The sequence below is a fragment of the Geodermatophilus sp. URMC 65 genome, from assembly GCF_053502545.1.
Map to the genome: position 1 here is coordinate 5250014 of NZ_CP199954.1, position 19522 is coordinate 5269535.

Consider the following 19522-nt stretch of genomic DNA (forward strand, 5'->3'; position numbering starts at 1 on the left):
ACCGCGTCCTCGGACGTCAGCACGGCGCCGGCCGTCGCAGCCGCACCGAGGGCTCACCGGAGCGCGTCGTGAGCGCCGCCCCGGCCGAGCCCGAGTTCGACTACGTCGTCGTCGGCTCCGGTGCCGGAGGCGGCCCCGTGGCGGCCAACCTGGCCGAGGCCGGGCACCGCGTGCTGCTGCTGGAGGCAGGACTCGATCCCGAGGACGACGACTACCGGGTCCCGGCCTTCCACGGCCGAGCCAGCGAGCACCCGGAGATGAGCTGGCAGTTCCACGTCCGGCACTTCGACGACCTGACGCAGCAGCGGCGCGACCCGAAGTACCGGTCCGAGCACGACGGCGTCTTCTACCCCCGGTCGGCGACCCTCGGCGGCTGCACGGCGCACAACGCCATGATCACGGTGTACCCGCACGATGCGGACTGGGACGCCATCGCCGAGGCCACGGGTGACGCCAGCTGGCGGGCCGGGGAGATGCGCCGGTGGTTCGAGCGGCTCGAGGCCTGTGACCACAAGCGGCGGCCGCGGATGCTGCCGGGCAACCCCCTGGTGGCCCGGCTGCTCGCCGCCCTCCCGTTCATCAGCGAGGGGTACGTCAACCGCAGCCGGCACGGCTTCGACGGGTGGCTGCACACGACGCTGGCGGACCCGGCTCTGGCACTGGGTGACCCTCAGCTGCGCCGGCTGCTGCTCGCCGCGGCCGCCGACAGCCTGGCCGACCTCCTCGGGCGCCCCCTCACCGCGGTGGAGGGGCTGGCCAGCGCCGTCGACCCCAACGACTGGCGGGTGCGGAACACGCCGGAGGGGCTCTGGCAGGTCCCCCTCGCGGTCCACGCCGGCCGGCGCAACGGCACCCGGGAGCGGATCCGCGACGTCGCCCGGCGCTTCCCCGACCGACTCGTCGTCCGCACCGGGGCCCTGGCCACGCGCGTCCTCCTCGACGACGACGACGTCGCGCGCGGGGTCGAGTACCTGGATCGCCCGCACGCCTACCGTGCCGACCCACGGGCGGTGCCCGGCCGGCCCGGCGAGCGGGTGCAGGCGTTGGTCCGGCGCGAGGTCGTCCTCGCCGGAGGGGCGTTCAACACCCCGCAGCTCCTCAAGCTCTCGGGGATCGGACCGGCCGGCGAGCTGGCCCGGTGGGACATCCCGGTACGGGTGCACCTGCCCGGGGTCGGCGAGAACCTGCAGGACCGGTACGAGGTGGGCGTCGTCAGCCAGATGCCCGCCGGGTTCTCGCTGCTGCGCGGGCTCACCTTTCGCCCGCCCCGGCCGGGCGAACCCCCGGACCCGGGCTACGCCGACTGGCTCGACCAGCGGGGGGTCTACACGACCAACGGGGCGCTGCTGGGCATCGTGCGCCGCTCCCGGCCCGAGCTGGTCAGCCCGGACCTGTTCCTGTTCGGGCTGCCGGCGCGCTTCACCGGCTACTACCCGGGCTACTCGCAGGACCTGGGGCAGTCCACCGACGTCTTCACCTGGGCGGTGCTCAAGGCGCACACCGTCAACCGCGCCGGCAGCGTCCTGCTCCGCTCGGCCGACCCGTGCGACCCTCCCGACATCCGGTTCCGGTACTTCGACGAGGGCGACGACCGGGCCGGCGAGGACCTCGACGCAGTCGTCACCGGCATCCAGCTCGCACGGTCGGTCATGCGCCGGCTGGGGGACGACGTCTCGCGGGAGCTCCTGCCCGGGGACGACGTGCGCACGAGGGACGAGCTGCGCACCTTCGTGCGCGACCAGGCGTGGGGCCACCACGCGTCCTGCACCGCCGCCATGGGCCGCGCCGGGGACCCCCGCGCCGTCGTGGACAGCGACTTCCGGGTACACGGGACCCGCGGGCTGCGCGTGGTGGACGCATCGGTGTTCCCCCGCATCCCCGGCTTCTTCATCGTCACCGCCGTCTACATGGTGGCGGAGAAGGCCAGTGCCGCCCTGCTGGCCGATGCCACCGGACCGCCACCTGCCCGCGCCGGATCCCGGCGCGTCCTCTCGCTCCGCCTGCCCCGTCCGCGCCGACCGCACGTGTCGCATGCCGTCCAGGAGACCCGATGAGCACCCACACCCCCGACCCCTCCGGCACGCGCACTGCCGGGCGGGGCGTCGCCGTGCCACGCCCACGCACCAGCGCCGCGCCGGCACCGGGAGTCGTCCCTGCCGCGACGACGCGCCCGCCGATCCCCGGGGCCGACCACCGCCGGACACCCTTCTGGCGCATCTACTCGGCGGTGGCCGGACTGATCGACCGCCGGGTGGGGTGGGACCGGCTGCCACGCGTGCCGGGCCTGGCCGTGGCCGTCGGGCTCCGGAACACCCTCCGATGGGAGAACCTGCAGGATCCCTCGACGCAGGTGCCGATCGTCGACGCACCTCCGGTGCCGCCCCGCACCCCGCAGCACCTGGTCGCCCGCAGCGTCGACGGCTCGCACAACGACCTGGACCACCCCGAGATGGGCATGGCCCGCGCCCGCTTCGGCCGCAACATCCCGCTGGAGAAGGTGGTGGCGGTGACCGACGAGGAGCTGCTGCGGCCGAGCCCCCGGGAGGTCAGCCGCCGACTCCTCACCCGGACGGCGTTCCAACCCGCCGAGACCGTCAACACCCTGGCCGCTGCCTGGCTGCAGTTCATGGTCCGTGACTGGTTCAGCCACGGCCAGGGGGACACCTCCCGGGTGGTGGAGATCCCGCTGGAGCCCGGGGACACGTGGTGGGAGGACCCGATGCGGATCCCACGGACCCTCACCGACCCGACCAGGCCACCCGGCGCCGACGGCCCGGTCACCTCGGTCAACGAGCTGACCCACTGGTGGGACGGGTCCTCGTTGTACGGCAACTCGCGGGCGGAGCAGCAGCGGGTGCGGACGGGTCGCGACGGCAAGCTGCACGTGACCGAGGACGGGACGATGCCGGCGTCCGGCGACCCGACCCTGGTGCCCGGCTGGTGGACCGGCCTCGGCATGCTGGCCACCCTCTTCGTGCGGGAGCACAACGCGGTCTGCGACCGGCTCGCGGCCGAGTACCCGGGATGGGGCGACGAGGAGCTGTTCCAGCGTGCGAGGCTGGTGGTCTCCGCCCTCATGGCCAAGATCCACACGGTGGAGTGGACGCCGGCCGTCATCAGCCACCCGACGACCGTCGCCGCGCTCCGGGTCAACTGGTTCGGCGTGGCGGGGGAGCGGATCGCCCGCACCTTCGGCCGGATCAGCGACAGCGAGGTCGTCAGCGGGATCCCGGGATCGGCGACGCAGCACCACGGCGTGCCGTTCTCGCTCACCGAGGAGTTCGCCGCCGTCTACCGGATGCACCCGCTGCTGCCGGACGAGTTCGACATCCGGGCGGTCGACGGCGACCGGCCGTTGGACACGCTCGCCTTCCCCCGGCTCGCCGGCCCGCACTCGCGCGAGGTCACGGAGCGGATCGCCTGGCAGGACCTCTTCTACTCGTTCGGCACCACCCACCCCGGTGCGATCGTGCTGCGGAACTTCCCCCGCTTCCTGCAGTCGTTCGAGCGGCCCGACGGCAAGGTCGTCGACCTGGCAGCGACCGACATCCTGCGCATCCGCGAGCTCGGCGTGCCGCGCTACTGCGAGTTCCGGCGGCTGCTGCACCTCCAGGCACCGCGCACGTTCGCCGAGCTGACCGACGACGCCGGGCTCGCCGCTGATCTCGAGGACGTCTACGGCGACATCGAGCGGGTCGACCTGATGGTCGGCCTCTTCGCCGAGAAGCGGCCCACCGGGTTCGCCTTCAGCGACACGGCGTTCCGGATCTTCATCCTGATGGCGTCGCGCCGGCTCAACAGCGACCGCTTCTTCACCCGTGACTTCCGGCCGGAGATCTACACCCCGGCCGGGCTGGAGTGGGTCCGGGACAACGACATGCGCACCGTCCTGCTCCGGCACTTCCCGGAGCTGCGGCCGGCGCTGCGGGGCGTCGGCAACGCCTTCGCTCCCTGGTCGCGCACGGGCGTCTGACGGCCGGTGCTGCTCTTCGGGGTCGGGGACGGCTCCAGCAGCGACCGGGCGGGTGCGGTGACGTCGCGGTGACGGCCGCGTGCTGCCATCGCCGACGGGTGGGCGCGGCACGGGGACAGCCGTCCACCGCCACGTGTCCGCTCGGGGACGAGGAGCGCAGCGATGGACGCCGAGACCGTGGAGCCCCACGTGACCGCGGCGAACGGCCCGGCACCGGCGACGGACCGACTCCTGGACCTCGTCTGGCGCCGACACCGGCAGTGGTCCGTCGCGGCGGAGGCGGCGAGGAGGCGGTTGGACAGGTGGCGGCTGTGGAACCTCGGGCTGCTGGTGCTCGGTGCACTCACGGGAGCGCTGGCGGCGCAGACCTGGCTGGCCGCACGCGTCGCCACCGGGTCGGCCGTCGTCGCGGCCGTCTCCCTGGGTCTCGCGGGGTACCTCCAGGCCCATCTCCTGAACTCCGAGCAGACCGCTCGCTGGACGCACGCCCGGGCGGCCTCGGAGGCGCTGAAGGCGGAGACCCACCGCTATCTCCTGCGCGTCGCGCCCTACGCGCAGGCGGATCGGTCCCAGGTGCTCCGGGCCCAGCTGGACGTGGTGCGGACCCGGGCGGCCGCTCTCCTGGTCGACCAGCAGGACGTGCCGGTCGACGACCGCCCGCTCCCGGAGGTGCGCACGGTCGGCGAGTACGTGACCGCCCGCGCGCAGGGCCAGGCGACCTGGCACAGGGACGAGAGCGTCCGGCACGCTCGGCGGGCCAGGCACATCCGCGCCTGGCAGCTCGTCGCCACCGGGGTGGGCGTGGTCCTCGCGGCCGTCACCGGGTTCGTCCCCTCCTGGCGCCTGTCCACCTGGACGGCCGCAGCGACGACGATCGCCGCCGTGTTCGGCGCGCATCTGGCCGCGACCCGGCACCAGGACGTCGCGGCGTCCTACGCAGCCACCGCCGACGAGCTCGAGACCCTCGTCGCCGGCTTCGACCAGCCCTCCGCGACACCGGATGAGCAGGCCCGGTTCGTCGCCGACGTGGAGCGCGTCCTCGCTGCCCAGAACCAGGGCTGGACCGACCTGCTGAGCCCCGAGCCGGCGGGTGGGTAGGGCGACTCCCCGGGGGATGACCGCGTGCTCGGCACCCGGCTCGGCGGAGCCGTCAGCCGGACGGGACGGCACCCTCCGCCAGGAAGGGGCGCACGCGGGCCTCGATGCGGTCGATCAGGTCCTCCCCGTCCCCGAGTCGCCGGTAGAGCTCCAGCTGGTCGAGCACCGCCTGCGCCTGGTCCGGTGTGGGCCCGCGATCGACGGTGGCCCGGACGTAGGCGCGCTCGACGTCCAGCGCCGTCGGTCCCGCGTCGAGGAGGTGCCGGGTCAGGACCAGCTCGGCGACGCTGACGACGGCCCAGAAGTCGTCTCCGGTCGCCGCTCGCTCGGCGAAGAACTGCGCGACCGGGGCCAGTTCCAGGGCACGGGAGAGCTGGCCGGCGGAACCTCCGAGGTGCTGGGCGAGGATGCGCAGGGTCGTCACCGCGTTGAGCCCGGTGTAGTAGTCGGTGGGCGCTGCCGCGAAGCCCCGCTCGTAGAGGTCCGCCGCCGCTCGCAGGTGGTGGGCCGCGACGAGCCGGTCGCCGCCGTCCAGTGCACGGAGCCCCCGCCGCTTCTGCAGTCCTGCCGCGATGCCGCAGGTCTCCGGGTCGTCCCCCAGCGCGACGGCCTCGTCCAACAGCTCCTGGGCGGCCCTCCACGGCTCCTCGGGGTCCTGCCCGGTCTCGAGCCGGCGCTCGCCACGGCGGCGCAGCGCCAGGGCGAGCTGCTGGGCCCAGAGCAGGTACGACCCGTCGTCCGGGGTGAGGTCCAGCGATCGCAGGACGTCGATCGCCTCGTCGTACCGGCCCAGCTCCCGCAGCGCGACCCCGAGCCGGAGCAGCAGCTGACGCTGCTGGTCGGCGCCGACCTGCGCGGCTCCCACGTCGGTCAGCAGGGTGTGCAGCGCATCGAGGTCCCGCCTCCTGACCGCCTTCGTCACCCGCTGGTGCAACTCCAGGCTCCGTGACGGACCGGCCCCTGCGCCTCCGCGGACCCGCAGGCGCAGCCGTTGGAGCTCGAAGAACTCGAACACCGGGCTGTCCCGGCGGGCGTCTCGCAGTCGGTCGGGGTCGAGCACGTCGCGCAGCTCCTGGACGGCGGACAACGCGGAGGCCTCGTCCAGCGTCCCGCCGTCCAGCCGGTACGAGAAGTGCCGGATCGGGCGCACGTCGAACGGCAGGGGGTCACCCACGGGCCCGAGCAGCACGGTGGTCTTGTCTGCGAACGCGTGGCGCACCCCCAGCTCGTAGAACACGTTCGGGTTCTGGGTGACCGTGTCCACCACCACCACGTCGGCGTTGCCCAGCTGCTCGATCATCGCGACGTGGATGAGCCCGGTGTCCAGTTCCTCGTCCGCGCGCTGCCACCGGAGGTCCGCGTCCTCCAGGGCCGGGACGATCACTCGGCCGAAGACCTCGTCGCAGTCGACGGACCCGGTGCCTCTCGGCTTCCTGCCGAAGGGCATGGCCACGAAGGCGGTCAGCTGGTCCGCCGGCCGCACGCCGGGGTCGAGGTCGATCCATGCCAGGTTCTGGGTCCGGGCGCGGTCGACGAAGTCGTCGGTGATGCTGGGCGGACCCTGCGACACCCGTGGACGCACCGCCACCGCGAGGGTCTCCCCTCGGCCGTCGAGGTCCCGAGCATGGTCGAGCAGGGCCTGGTTGCCCTGGCGGTACCCCTCGGTGGTGTCGGGCAGGTCGTGCTCCACCAGGACGCAGGCGTTCCCTCCCGCGGCCACGGCGTCCAGCACGCGGTCGTACGCCGCCGTCCAGGAGGCGCCGCGATCGGCCACCGAGCGTTCGCGGAACACCTCCCGAGCCGAGGGGAGCACGACGTGGACGGCGACGCCGAGACGCAGCGCCTCCTCCAGGACCAGGAGGTCGGACCCCGCTGCGGCGGCGGTGACCACGACGTCGGGGCGCAGGTGTTCCAGCATCCGGCTGAGCCTGGCGCGCACCACGTCCACCTGGCCTGGAGGGAACCGGCCCGACCCCTGGGCGTCCTCCGCGTCGACGCGGTTCCCGGCGTGGACGACGAGCATGTGGCGCTCCCTCGGTGAGCGGACCGACGGGCGTGAGCCACCGGTGTGGCCCACCGCGGGGTGAGCCGGCCGCGCACGCTGCCGGTCCCGCGATGGAACCCTCCGCCGCATCACGAACCCGTCACCGCCTCGTCACCGCCGCCGGCACGGCGGACCGTCCAGACCGCTGCGGTCACGAGGACGTGACGGCCCGGTGATGACGGTCGCTGACCCTGGGGCGCGCTGGTCGTCCGGCTCGTCTCCAGCAGGGCGGCGGCGGGCCACCGACACACCGGGGGATGTCTTCGAGGGGGAGCACCATGCGCAGCTACACCGTTCTGCGGGACCTGACCGCCGCCAGCACGGGTGAGCCCTACGGGGGAGGGGAGTCGCGGAACGCGTCGGACCTCGGCTCCGTGGGGCTCCGGGTCGACGTCGAGCGGCTGGACAGGTCCGACGTCCGATCGCTCGGCCGCGACCCGGCGGTACGAGCCATCGCACCGGTCATGCCGACGATGCTCGTCCACCCCGTCGACGAGCCTGAGGACCCGACCACGCCCCAGGCCACGGAGACGGCGTGGGGGGTGTCCGCCGTCGGCGCGGACAGGTCGTCGCGCACCGGGGCGGGGGTGGTCGTGGCCGTCCTGGACACGGGCATCGACGCGTCGCACCCGGCGTTCACCGGCGTGGAGCTGACCCAGGTGGACTTCTCGGGGTCCGGGAACGGGGACAAGCAGGGACACGGGACGCACTGCGCCGGCACCGTCTTCGGCCGGGAGGTGGACGGCACCCGGATCGGGGTCGCTCCCGGTGTGACCCGGGCGCTGATCGGCAAGGTGGTGGGCGACGACGGCGCCGGCGACTCCCAGATGATCTTCCGCGGCCTCCAGTGGGCGCTGGACAACCGCGCGCAGGTCATCTCCATGTCCCTGGGCTTCGACTTCCCCGGGCTGGTCGAGGACCTCGTCGGCCGGGGATGGCCGGCGGACCTGGCCACCTCCGTCGCGCTGGAGGCCTATCGCGCCAACCTGCGCATGTTCGACGCGCTGATGGCGATGGTCCGGGTCAGGGAGCCGTTCGGCGGCGGGTGCGTGCTCGTCGCGGCCGCGGGGAACGAGAGCCGCCGTACCGTCGACCCCGACTACGAGATCGCCGTGTCCATCCCCGCGGCGGCCGACGGCGTGGTGTCGGTCGGTGCCCTGGGGGAGAGCTCCGGCGGGCTCCAGGTGGCCTCCTTCTCCAACACCTTCCCGCAGGTCAGCGGACCGGGTGTGAAGGTGCTGTCGGCCAGGCCCGGCGGCGACCTGACCACCCTGAGCGGGACGAGCATGGCGACGCCGCACGTGGCCGGGGTGGCGGCGCTGTGGTGGGAGGAGCTGGCGGCGTCGAACGTGCCCCTGTCGGCCCGCGTGACCCTCGCCAAGCTCCTGGCGACCGCGACGACCGACGGCCTCGCGGCAGGCGTGGAGCCGGCCGACCGTGGTCTGGGCCTCGTGCAGGCTCCCTGATCCCGACGGTGCACGCCATGGCGGGAGCCGCCGTGGCGTGCACGACGCCGGTCCCCGCGATCGCGCGGCGTGAGGGCCTCGCCGGGGATGGCCCGCGCGCTAGCCTCGCGGGGCTTGCCGGTTCACCGCTCGAGGTCGCCGATCGGGGACGTTCGCATGAGGCGCGGCGCGACGATGGTCTTCAGATCCCGGAGCTTCCCGGCCGCCTCACCGGCGCCGGCCGAGATGGCGGTCGTGCCGGCCACGTCAGCGGAGGCCGACCTGACCCTCGAGGTCGTTCCCGAGCTGGCTCCCCGCGACGAGGCGGTCTTCCTGTTGCACACGGCCGCCGAGATCGAGCACGCGTTGATGGTCCAGTACCTCTACGCGGCCTGGTCCCTACCGGACGGGCCGGCCGGCGTCCGGCGCTGGCGGCGGAGGATCGTGCAGATAGCTCGAGAGGAGATGGCGCACCTCATCGACGTGCAGAACCTGCTGCGGTTCGTCGGCGGTCCGCTGAACTTCGATCGCGAGGACTTCCCCTTCCTCAGCGGCTTCTACCCCTTCCCCTTCCGCCTGGAGCGCCTGCGTCGCAGCTCACTCGCGCGCTACGTCGTCGCCGAGATGCCCGCCCGGTCCGGTGTGGACCCCAGCCTGATCGCCGAAGCGGTGCGCCTGGCCACCGGTGCGCCGAACGGCGGGCCGGTCAACCGGGTCGGCGCGCTCTACAACCGGCTGAGCGAGTTGATCGGCGACGAGGGCAGACTCCCCGACCACGTCTTCCGACCGGACACGGCCGATCTCCTCCAGGCGCGGCCGTCCCGGTTCCGAGCCGATGTGGGTCGCGGCCCGCTGTACCTGCGCACCGTGCGCAGCCGGGCCGACGCGCTGAGCCTCCTGGCCGACGTCGCGGACCAGGGGGAGGGCGAGGGGTCCGTGGCCGACTCCCACTTCCTGGCCTTCGTCGACATCTTCGACGACTGGCCGGTCGACGAGGACGACGAGCCGTCGCTCGAGGTACCGACGCAGCCGACCGTGGGACCTGCGGCCGGCGCCGACGACGAGGGGCGCATCGACCACCCCCACGCCCGGGACTGGGCGGTGGTCTTCAACCACCACTACCGCATGCTGCTGGCCTGGCTCCAGCACGGCCTCCTCACCGGAGCGAGCGCCACCGCGGACGGGCTGGCGCTCCGGGCATTCGACGAGATGTTCGTCCTGGCCGACGTCGGTCCGTTCCTGACCACGCTGCCACGCACGGCTGACGGTGCGGGCCGGGCGGGCGCTCCCTTCGAGCTCCCCTACACCCTCGCGCTGCCCGACCTGGCGCGCGACCGGTGGGCGCACCACGAGGACCTGATCACGACCGCCCGCTCGCAGCTCGCCGCCCTGGGCCTCAGCAGCAGCAGCGCCGAGGACGACGTCCGGCTGCGCACCACCGCGTCGCTGGCGGCGGCCGAGGCGTTCGTGACCGCGCAGCGCGACGAGGCCGGGAGGCGGTCATGAGCGTCCTGTCGTTCCCCCGGCTGCACCTGTGCGGCGCGATGTCGTGGGACCCGGTCGTGTCGAACAACGACCCGGCCGTCTACGACGGAGTGGCTGCCCGGGCGAGGCTGGCACCGGGGGAGCGGGTCGCGTGCTTCCGCGAGCGGATGACCGCCAGCACGGTGGAGCGGGGCGACTGGAACTACTTCGGTACCCACCGATGTGCGCTCGAGGGGGCGCACGTCAGCGGCGGTTCGCTCGCCCCGGGCGACCGGGGGGACCTGCTCGACGACGGCGTCCGCGACGCACCGGTCGGCCTCGTCGGCAAGTTGGTCGACATCGACCCGACCGGGATCTGCTCACAGCTCTTCTTCGACGACCTCACGGTGGGCGTCCCGGGGCGCCCGCACCTCCGGGCCCGGCCCCGCCGCCGGATGAGCTCACGGTGGCTGAACTTCGGCCGCAACCTGATCCGGCTGCCCTTCGCCGGTCGTGCGTCCGCGGCCTGGCAGACGGTGTTCCCCACGACCGACGTCGAGGTCCGCCGCACCGGCGAGTCGCCGTTGCTCACCGGTCTGGCCGCTGCTCTCGAGGACCCGCGGGCCCGTGGCCTCGTGCTGCGGCTGAGCACCTACCGGACCCTGTACTTCCAGAACGGGGTCCTCAACGAGTTGGAGCCCGCGGCCGACCTCGGTCAACTGCAGCGCCTGCACGAGCGTGGCCTGCCCGTGTCCAACCCCGCCTACAGCCTGGTGGTCGGCACGCTCGGGGTGTGGTTCGACGGGGAGAGCGAGTCGGTGCCGGAGGGGCGCAGGCTCTTCTCCGCCGGACCGGTGCCGGTGCGCAACGCCGGGGGGCAACTGGCGGCGGCAGGGCCGGCCGCTGCGCTGTTCCACCCCGGCCTGCAGACGTTGTCCCTCGACCTCGCCGACACGGTTCCCGAGCTGGACCGGGACGCGGAGAAGGCGGACTTCGGCCCGCTCGAGGTCGTCGTGCAGACCGAGGACGACGTCGTCGGGATCGGGCGGATCGAGCCCTCTGCCTACGACCGGTGTGCCTACGAGGCACGAGCCGGGATCGTGGACGTGGACGTCTCCGGCTCCGCGGACGTCGCCTCCCTGCTGTCGCGCGGCCGGCTCCTGATCCGCGTGGACACACCCACCGGGCGCACCGAACTGCTGACCGAGCAGGCGTTCGCCGCTTCCTGCGACGACTGCAACGTCTACCTCGACCAGGACGACTCGCGGAGGCTGGTGATCCGTGTCCGGGAGCGTGGCGAGCGGCCGTCGCGTCCGCTGTCGGTCCTCGTCGCCGCCTACGTGCAGGCGGAGGACATCGTCTTCTCCGGCGACATGACCGTGCTCCCCGTGTCCGAGGACGGCACGGCGTCCCTCCCGATCCGCGGTGAGCAGGCCGGGTACCGGCATCTCGGCTACACCGTGTTCGACGGGGGCGACATCCCGGTGCCCCCTGCGGTGTTGCCCCTCGCCACCGCGGACTTCAGCAGCGTGCGCACCCTCCCCTTCGACGACGAGCTCGAGGAGACCACTCCGGACGAGGCGCTGACCTTCGACTTCGTCTACACGAACATCCTGTCGACGTACGACGCCATCGCCCCGCGGATGAGCAACATCCTCGACCTCGCCGATGCCGCGGCGGTGCGCACGTTCGCGCGTCGCATCCTGGAGGTGGTCGACCCCGCGCTCTTCGAGAGCAGCCGGTACATGCCGGTCACCCGCGACCTCTCCCGGGGCCGGCGCACCCTGCTGCGACGGTTCTGCACGCTGCGGCTCACGTCACCGACGCCCACCGAGATGCCGCCGCCCGAGCCGCCTACCGCGGCGAGGCCGGTGGAGCCCCTCGCCGCCGGCCTCGGCGAGCCGGGCCCGGACGGATCGGGTGGACGGAGGACCGCGCCCATCGGTGAGCGGTTCGACAAGCGTGCCCTTCGGTGATCCCCGGACGACCTGAGCCCTGCGCGGAGCGCCCGGGTCTCGTCGACTGTCGGCAGGACCGTCGTCTCCATCGGGCTCGGGGCGCCGCCGGCGCCGATGGCGAGGGCGAGTGCGGGCACGGGGACGTTGTCCGGGGCTCCCCGGAGCGTGGAGCCGTCCTGGGCACCGAGCGCACACCAGGACCCGTGCAGTCCCAGCTGACGCATGGGGAGTTCAGGCCGCCATCCAGGAGGCACCGCGCTCGGTCAGAGGGTGAAGGACTCGGGGCCGAAGCGGCCGAACGCCACGAAGACGGCCATGGCGAGATAGGTCAGGTCCACCAGCACGTGGATGGACTCTCGACGGCGGTAGGTCACGATCGCCGCGCCGACCATGATCGTCGCCAGACCGACAGCGGCCATCGGTACCAGAACCGGCGCGATGCCGAGCAGGGCGGGCAGGATCAGGCCGACGGCGCCCAGGATCTCGACCGCTCCGAGAGCCTTGACGAAGCCGGCGCTGAAGTCCAGGACCCATCCACCGCCAGGAGCCTCGGCCAGTTTCTCCCGGGACAGGAACAACTTGGTGGAGCCGGCGAAGAGGAAGACAGCGGCCAGGAGTCCGGCAGTGATCCACAGAGCGAGGTCCATGAGGTCTCTCCTTGCGATCTCGATTCCCGCTTAGGGGTGTCGAGGGTCAGTGACGGTGTCGTGGGACGAGGTCCCGACCGGATCCGTCGAGCCGGGGGTCGCCCAGCCGGCCCGGAGGAAGCGACGTCCTCGGAGCAGCTCCTGATGTGGGAGGGCTCGACAGGCCCGCCGGAGTTGGCAGGTGCTGGACTCCGCACCGACCCGTTCCGGTCTCGGGTCAATCGGTGCGCCGGCGAGCCTGGTTCGCCTCGCGGGCGATGGCCCAGGCGTCCGCCACCGGACCCAGGTGCGCGAGCTTGTCGGGGTTGATGAGCGAGTGGATCGTCTGGATCCGCCCGTCGAGGATGTCGAGCGTCCAGGTGTGGAGGACCTTGCCGTCCCGGTCGCGGAAGATCGCGCCCGGCTGGCCGTTGAGCTCGTGCGGCTCGAACGTCACGTGGATCCGGGCCATCGGCGGGACGATGGCGGCGAGCAGCCGGGCCACCTTCGCGGCGCCGACGACGGCCCTGGCCAGCTGCGGGGCCTTCCCGCCGCCGTCCCCGACCAGCTGGACGTCGGCGGCCAGCAGCTCCCGCAGACCGTCCACGTCCCCTTCCCTGAAGGCGTCGAAAAACCGCTTGGCGAGTTCCTCGCGCTCCCGTCGGTCGGCCTCGAACCGAGGGCGCCCGGCGTCCATGTGGCGACGCGCCCGCACCGCGAGCTGGCGGCACGCCGCCTCCGACCTCCCCACCGCCGACGCGACCTCGGGGAAGCCGAACCCGAACACCTCTCGCAGCACGAAGACCGCGCGCTCAAGGGGGCTGAGCCGCTCGAGCAGCAACAGGGCCGCCATCGACACCGAATCGGCCAACTCCGCCGAGCGCGCCGGGTCCTCGTAGGGGTCGTCGAGCAGCGGCTCGGGGAGCCAGTGCCCGACGTACTCCTCCCGCCGCACGCGGGCCGAGCGCAGCACGTCGATCGAGATCCGGGTGACGACGGCCGAGAGGAAGGCCTTGGTCGACGTGGGTCGTGTCGGGGAGGACTCGAAGCGCAGCCAGGTCTCCTGGACCGCGTCCTCGGCCTCGCTCACGCTGCCGAGGATCCGGTAGGCGATCGCGAACAGCAGCGACCGCAGCTCCTCGAACTCCTCGGCCCGGGTCACGCCAGCCCTTCCTCGAAGCCCTGCCGCCACGACGGATAGCGCAGTTCCCAGCCGAGCTCGCGCTTGGCCTTGGCGTTGGAGAAGCCGCGCCCCTCGGTCATCATCGTCACCGCCACGTCCCCGGCCAACAGCCTGGCGAGCCACGTGGGGACCCGCACCGGCCGCTTGGCACCCGTGCACGCGGCCAGGTGGGGCAGCCACTCGCTGGCCGGCGCCGGCTCGTCGTCGACGATGTTGAACACGCCCTTCGCCTGCTGCTCCACGGCCAGGACGGTCGCCCTCACCGCGTCGTCCAGGTGCACCCACGAGCTGTAGCCGGTGCCGCCCCCGACGAGCGGGAACTGCCGCCTGCGCACGAGCTCGACCACGTCATGGCTGGCGCCCGGCCCGTAGAACCCGCCGTATCGCAGGACTGCGCCACCGGCTCCGACGACCACGTCGTCGACGTGGCGCATCGCCGCCATCCCCTTGCGCATACTCGGCGGGCCCGGGTCCAGTGGATCCTCCTCGGTCTTGACCCATCCGCCCTCGCGGATCCCGTTCCAACTGGCGTGGCCCTGGGCGACGACATGGGAGACGCCGGTCGCCTCGGCCGCGGCCAGGAGGTGGTCGGTCCCCTCGGTGCGCAACCGGCTGGTGGTGGCGAAGAACCGGTCCATGTGCCTCATGTCGGGCTTGCCGGCGTGGGTGGGACTGAGCGCGGTCATCTGGTGCACGATCGCGTCCGGCCGGGCGGCCGCCACGGCTCCACCGACCGACACCGCATCCAGCCCGTCCATCACGACACCCTCGGCACCGAGCTGCTCCAGCAGGCCCACCTTGCCCGGGTCCGTCGTCGTAGCGGTCACCTGGTGGCCACGGGCCACGAGCTGCGGCACCAGCCGCCGCCCCACGGCCCCGGTCCCGCCTGCCACGAGCACCCGCATGACCCTCACCTTCCTGATCCCGGGGTCGGCTCTCAGTCCAGTGACGAGACGGCCCCGGGCATCTGTGACATCGAGGTCCCGACGCACGTCTCTGCCGATGAGAGCGCCGCCCAGCCGTCCCGGTCCGGCCGTCTCCGGTCCAGCGGGGCGCGGGTCGGGAATCATGCGCCCGGGCTCGCGTTGACATGAGGGAGGCACCGACCACGAGGACCGGACCGGTCGTCCGACGACCGTCTCCGTACCGTGGTCACCAGCCCACCCCAGGCCAGCGGCGTCGATCCTCGGAGATCCGGACGCCGGCTCGGCCTACAGAGCACCAGGCCCTGCGTTCGGGACGTCCCCCGTCCTGTCCACGGGACCGTGCGGCATGCTGCCGCGGCACCCGTGCCCGGCATCCAGAGGAGGAGTCTGTGGCTCGACCAGGCCAGCGCCACATGGGCGCTCGCCGTACCGCCCCGCGGAAGCAGCGCCGCGTCCACCACCGCGGTGACGTCGTCTCGGTGCTCGCCCGCACCGTCCGTGAGGTCGAGGCGGCCGCCCAGCGCGGCCGCGTGACGCCTGCCGTGCGCACGACGTTCCATGCCGTCGCCCTGCTGCTGCGCGACGAGCGCGCCCGGATCCGGGCGGACGAAGACGTCAGCGACGGTCGTCGGGCCGAGCAGCTCAAGCGCCTGGACGGCCTGGCGACCATCCTGGCGACGGCCGCCGTCCGGGATGCCGGGCTGCTGGCGCTGCTCGCCGAGGACGCCGTCGTCCCCGACGCGGCCCGGTCGCTCAAGCGGGAGATGCTGCGGGACCTCGGCATCGAGCCGGCGCCGGACGAGATCGCGCCGGAGGAGACCGCGCCCACTCCGGCCGGCACCGAGCGGCGGGTCGTCCCGCAGTCGGTGATCTCCCGGCAGCTGGCGAACCCCTTCCTCGCGCCCGACTTCTCCGCCGTTCCGCAGCGCACGCCCCGTCCGCGCCGCCTGGCCGGCTGGGAACTGCTCGGCCCGCTGCTGAGCTCGTTCGAGCGCGCCGGTGGGGGAGCCCCGGCGTGCATGGCGCTCCCGGCGCCGACGGCGCGGTTCACCCCGGCGGGCCTGGAGCTGATGCCGCACCAGGGGCAGCTGGTCGCCGCTGCCGCTGCCGGCCACCGGACCTTCCTGCTCGCCGACGAGCCGGGGCTCGGCAAGACGGCCCAGGCACTGCTCGCCGCGGAGGCGGCGAACGCCTACCCGCTGCTCGTCGTGGTGCCGAACGTCGTCAAGACCAACTGGGCCCGTGAGGCGGCCCGCTGGACCCACCACCGCCCGACCACTGTGGTCCAGGGCGACGGCGAGACGATCGACGGCTTCGCCGACGTCGTCGTGGTCAACTACGAGGTGCTCGACCGCCACGTGGGCTGGCTCGGCGACTTCGGCTTCCGCGGGATGGTCGTGGACGAGGCCCACTTCATCAAGAACAAGACCTCCCAGCGCTCCCAGCACGTCCTCGCGCTCTCCGACCGCATCCGGTCCCGCAGCCCGCGACCCCTGCTGATGGCGTTGACCGGCACCCCGCTGATCAACGACATCGAGGACTTCCGGACGATCTGGCAGTACCTCGGCTGGATCGACGCCGGCAAGCCCCTCGACGAGCTGATGGACGCGCTCGAGGACACCGGCCTGACGCCCGCTGACCGGGGCTTCTCCGCCGCGGCGCGCCAGTGCGTGATCGACCTCGGCATCGTGCGCCGCCGCAAGGTCGACGTGGCCGCCGACATCCCGGCCCGCCGCATCGCCGACCTCCCCGTCGAGCTGGACGGACCGGTCGGCCGGTCGATCCGGGCGGCCGAGCGGAACCTCGCCCGCCGGATGAGAGTCCGGTACGAGACCGCGCTGGCGGCCCGCTCGTCCGACACGGTCATCGAGGGCATCGACCTCGACCTGGTGCGCCGGGTGGCCCGGTCGGAGCTCAAGGACGCGATGGCCGCGCAGTCCGGCGAGAACGTGTTCACCATGGTGCGGCGCATCGGCCTCGCGAAGGCCGACCTGGCCGCGGACTATGCGGCGCAGCTGGCCCGCAGCGCCGGCAAGGTCGTCTTCTTCGCCAGGCACGTCGACGTGATGGACGCCGCCGAGGAGACCTTCGCCCGGAAGGGGGTCCGCTTCTCGTCGATCCGCGGCGACCAGACGCCCACGGCGCGGCAGGCGAACATCGACGCCTTCGTGGAGGATCCGGACGTCGCCGTCGCGGTGTGCTCGCTGACCGCGGCCGGCGTCGGCCTGAACCTGCAGGTGGCCTCGAACATCGTGCTGGCCGAGCTCTCCTGGACCGACGCGGAGCAGACCCAGGCCATCGACCGCAGCCACCGCATCGGGCAGACCGAGCCGGTCACCGCGTGGCGCATCATCGCGACCCAGACCATCGACGCCCGGATCGCCGAGCTGGTCCAGAGCAAGGCGGGGCTCGCCGCTCGGGCGTTGGACGGGTCCGACGAGGAGGTCTCCTCGTCGGTCGACGTGCAGGTCGAGGCGCTGGTCGCGTTGCTGACGGATGCGCTGCGGGCCTCGCCCGGACGAGGGGACGCCCCCGGTTCCTGACCGTCGGGACACCGGGGTGGTGTGGTGATCGAGGACACGTCACCCCCGCACACGCGCCTGTCCCTCGTCAGGCGATCCGACGGTGCGGTGACGTCCGCTGCTGCGATGCCATCACCACGGCCGGCCGGTGCGTGCCTCGTGCCTGTATCTCGTCGCGGCACATCCGCCTCTCAGTAGGTGGAGTTGCAGGAGCCGAGGCGTTCCCTGCAGCAGTCGCACCCAGGCAAGGAGTCCACGCATGCCCATCCCGGTGTCCCCGCGTCCGCTGCGGGCCCTGTTGGTGGAAGGTGTCCACCCGATCGCGGCCGACCTGCTGGCCACGTGCGGCATCGCCGTCGAACAGGTGGATCGGGCTCTGGACCCCGACGAGCTGGTGCGACGGCTGCACGGTGTGCAGGTGCTCGGACTGCGCTCGGGCACGCAGGTGACCGCCGACGTCCTCGCGCAGGCCCCGGACCTGCAGGTGGTCGGGGCGTTCTGCATCGGGACCAACCAGATCGACCTGCAGGCGGCCACCGCGCACGGGGTGGCGGTGTTCAACGCCCCGTTCTCCAACACCCGTAGCGTGGTCGAGCTCGCGGTGGCCGAGATCATCGCGCTCACCCGCCGGTTGACCGTGCACAACGACGCCATGCACACCGGGATCTGGCGCAAGTCGGCGAAGGGCAGCCACGAGGTGCGCGGGCGGCGGCTGGGCATCGTCGGGTACGGCAAGATCGGCAGCCAGCTCTCGGTGCTCGCCGAGGCGCTCGGCATGCGGGTGTCCTTCTTCGACACCGCGGACCGCCTCGCCCTGGGCAACGCCCGCCGCTGCGCGACGCTCGAGGAGCTGCTCGCCGACTCCGACGTGGTGTCGCTGCACGTCGACGGCCGGCCCGGCAACAGCGGCATGTTCGATGAGGAGCAGTTCGCGGCCATGGTGCCCGGTGCGTTGTTCCTCAACCTCTCCCGGGGCTTCGTCGTCGACCACGCCGCCCTGCGCCGGCACATCGACAGCGGTCACCTGGGCGGCGCGGCGGTCGACGTGTTCCCGGACGAGCCGGCCGCGGCGGGTGACGCGTTCGAGTCCGACCTCCGCGGGCTGCCCAACGTCATCCTCTCGCCGCACGTCGGCGGCTCCACCGAGGAGGCGCAGCAGGACATCGGCGAGTTCGTGGCCACCAAGCTGATCGGGTACCTGCAGCACGGTGCCACCGGGCTGAGCGTCAACCTGCCCGAGGTCCAGCCGGCTCGCCCGGCCGGGGCCGTCCGCCTGGTGCTCCTGCACCGCAACCAGCCGGGCACGCTGGCCCACGTCAACGACCTGCTCGCCGACGACGACCTGAACGTGGAGCAGCAGGTGTTCGCCACCTCCGGGTCGGTCGGCTACGTGGTCACCGACGTGCGCGGCCCACTCGCCCCAGCCCTGGTCGACCGGATGCGCGGCATGCCCGAGACCATCCGGGTCCGCGTGCTGCCCGGCTGAGTGCCGAGAGCCGGCCAGGACCATCGCGGCCGGCACGAGCGGTGCGGCCGGTGCCCACCCTGCAGCCGCTCCAGCCGCCCGTGGGCGCCGGGGAGCACGGAACGACACGAGGCCCCTGCGCGGCGCAGCCGTCGCGCGGGGCCTCGTGTCGTCGCGGCCCCGCGCGCGCCGGAACCGGCCCGGGGCCCCGGGCGCAGGTGCAGGCTGTGGCCTTCCGCGTCGCACACCCGGGAGGAGCAGCCATGCCACCCCTGATCGACCTGGACAGCGCGGCCACGTCCGCACCACGGATGCGCGCGTCGGACGCCGACCGGCTGGCCACCGTGGAGCACCTGCAGGACGCGGTGGCCCGCGGCCTGCTCACACCGGACGAGGGCAGCGAGCGGATGGCCGACGCCTTCGCCGCCGTCCACCTGAGCGACCTCGACCCGCTGACCGAGGACCTCCCGCCGGCGCCGCCCGAGCGCACGGCGCCGGGCTGGCGGTCGCTCGGGACGCTCGCGGTCGAGCAGGTGCGGGCCTGTCTGACCACCGCCGCCACCGGCCGGTTGAGGGCGGCGCGCGTGGCGTTCGTGCTCCTCGTCGCCTCCTTCTTCCTCGTCCTCGTCGGCGCCCTGAGCGGGGTGGCGCTGTCCGACAGCGGTGGCGGCGGGGGAGGTGGCGGCGGTTGGGACGACCACTGGGACCACTGGGACGACGACCGCTGGGACCGCTGGGACGACGACTGACCTGCTCGGCGATCCGCCGCCCGGAGGTCGGTCACCCCACGGGCACCACGACCGCCGGTCGCCCCCCGC

At 73.2% G+C, this 19522-nt stretch carries 13 protein-coding genes; 9 read left to right on the forward strand and 4 right to left on the reverse strand.

Going from position 1 to position 19522, the window contains the following annotated elements:
* Nucleotides 1-68: 68 nt before the first annotated feature.
* The 3 genes from ACWIX7_RS25340 to ACWIX7_RS25350 all read left to right on the forward strand — a co-directional run bounded on the left by ACWIX7_RS25340 (nucleotide 69) and on the right by ACWIX7_RS25350 (nucleotide 5071).
* Nucleotides 69-2054, forward strand: a complete 1986-nt coding sequence (locus ACWIX7_RS25340) for a GMC family oxidoreductase (protein ID WP_448619165.1) — start codon at nucleotides 69-71, stop codon at nucleotides 2052-2054.
* Nucleotides 2051-3973 (forward strand): peroxidase family protein, encoded by a 1923-nt coding sequence (locus tag ACWIX7_RS25345; protein WP_448619166.1) that lies wholly within the window; start codon nucleotides 2051-2053, stop codon nucleotides 3971-3973. The genes ACWIX7_RS25340 and ACWIX7_RS25345 overlap by 4 nt, the downstream gene beginning before the upstream one ends.
* A gap of 162 nt (nucleotides 3974-4135) precedes the next feature.
* On the forward strand, nucleotides 4136-5071 hold the full coding sequence (locus tag ACWIX7_RS25350; RefSeq protein WP_448619167.1) for a DUF4231 domain-containing protein: 936 nt from the start codon (nucleotides 4136-4138) through the stop codon (nucleotides 5069-5071).
* A gap of 52 nt (nucleotides 5072-5123) precedes the next feature.
* On the opposite strand, the gene ACWIX7_RS25355 is transcribed toward ACWIX7_RS25350, so the two are convergent.
* A complete protein-coding gene (locus tag ACWIX7_RS25355; RefSeq protein ID WP_448619168.1) occupies nucleotides 5124-7094 on the reverse strand; it encodes a tetratricopeptide repeat-containing protein in 1971 nt (656 codons plus the stop codon).
* Nucleotides 7095-7393: 299 nt separating this feature from the next.
* On the opposite strand from ACWIX7_RS25355, the gene ACWIX7_RS25360 reads away from it, so the two are divergent.
* The 3 genes from ACWIX7_RS25360 to ACWIX7_RS25370 all read left to right on the forward strand — a co-directional run bounded on the left by ACWIX7_RS25360 (nucleotide 7394) and on the right by ACWIX7_RS25370 (nucleotide 12000).
* Nucleotides 7394-8581: a S8 family peptidase gene (locus ACWIX7_RS25360; protein WP_448619169.1), complete on the forward strand. Its 1188-nt coding sequence runs from the start codon at nucleotides 7394-7396 to the stop codon at nucleotides 8579-8581.
* A gap of 174 nt (nucleotides 8582-8755) precedes the next feature.
* Nucleotides 8756-10066: a ferritin-like domain-containing protein gene (locus ACWIX7_RS25365; RefSeq protein WP_448619170.1), complete on the forward strand. Its 1311-nt coding sequence runs from the start codon at nucleotides 8756-8758 to the stop codon at nucleotides 10064-10066.
* Nucleotides 10063-12000, forward strand: a complete 1938-nt coding sequence (locus ACWIX7_RS25370; protein ID WP_448619171.1) for a hypothetical protein — start codon at nucleotides 10063-10065, stop codon at nucleotides 11998-12000. Before ACWIX7_RS25365 ends, ACWIX7_RS25370 begins: the two co-directional genes overlap by 4 nt.
* Nucleotides 12001-12245: 245 nt before the next feature.
* Here the strand turns inward: ACWIX7_RS25370 and ACWIX7_RS25375 are convergent, their stop codons facing one another.
* The 3 genes from ACWIX7_RS25375 to ACWIX7_RS25385 form a co-directional block, all read right to left on the reverse strand.
* Nucleotides 12246-12629: a DoxX family protein gene (locus ACWIX7_RS25375; protein WP_448619172.1), complete on the reverse strand. Its 384-nt coding sequence runs from the start codon at nucleotides 12627-12629 to the stop codon at nucleotides 12246-12248.
* A gap of 217 nt (nucleotides 12630-12846) precedes the next feature.
* Nucleotides 12847-13770, reverse strand: a complete 924-nt coding sequence (locus ACWIX7_RS25380; RefSeq protein WP_448619173.1) for an RNA polymerase sigma-70 factor — start codon at nucleotides 13768-13770, stop codon at nucleotides 12847-12849.
* On the reverse strand, nucleotides 13767-14696 hold the full coding sequence (locus ACWIX7_RS25385) for an NAD-dependent epimerase/dehydratase family protein (RefSeq protein WP_448619174.1): 930 nt from the start codon (nucleotides 14694-14696) through the stop codon (nucleotides 13767-13769). The genes ACWIX7_RS25380 and ACWIX7_RS25385 overlap by 4 nt, the downstream gene beginning before the upstream one ends.
* Before the next feature lie 410 nt (nucleotides 14697-15106).
* On the opposite strand from ACWIX7_RS25385, the gene ACWIX7_RS25390 reads away from it, so the two are divergent.
* From ACWIX7_RS25390 to ACWIX7_RS25400, 3 genes are all read left to right on the forward strand, one after another.
* Nucleotides 15107-17260: a DEAD/DEAH box helicase gene (locus ACWIX7_RS25390; RefSeq protein WP_448619175.1), complete on the forward strand. Its 2154-nt coding sequence runs from the start codon at nucleotides 15107-15109 to the stop codon at nucleotides 17258-17260.
* A gap of 238 nt (nucleotides 17261-17498) precedes the next feature.
* A complete protein-coding gene (serA, locus tag ACWIX7_RS25395) occupies nucleotides 17499-18725 on the forward strand; it encodes a phosphoglycerate dehydrogenase (protein WP_448619176.1) in 1227 nt (408 codons plus the stop codon).
* Nucleotides 18726-18967: 242 nt separating this feature from the next.
* Nucleotides 18968-19453, forward strand: coding sequence for a DUF1707 SHOCT-like domain-containing protein (locus tag ACWIX7_RS25400; RefSeq protein ID WP_448619177.1), 486 nt, complete (start codon nucleotides 18968-18970; stop codon nucleotides 19451-19453).
* Nucleotides 19454-19522: the final 69 nt, after the last annotated feature.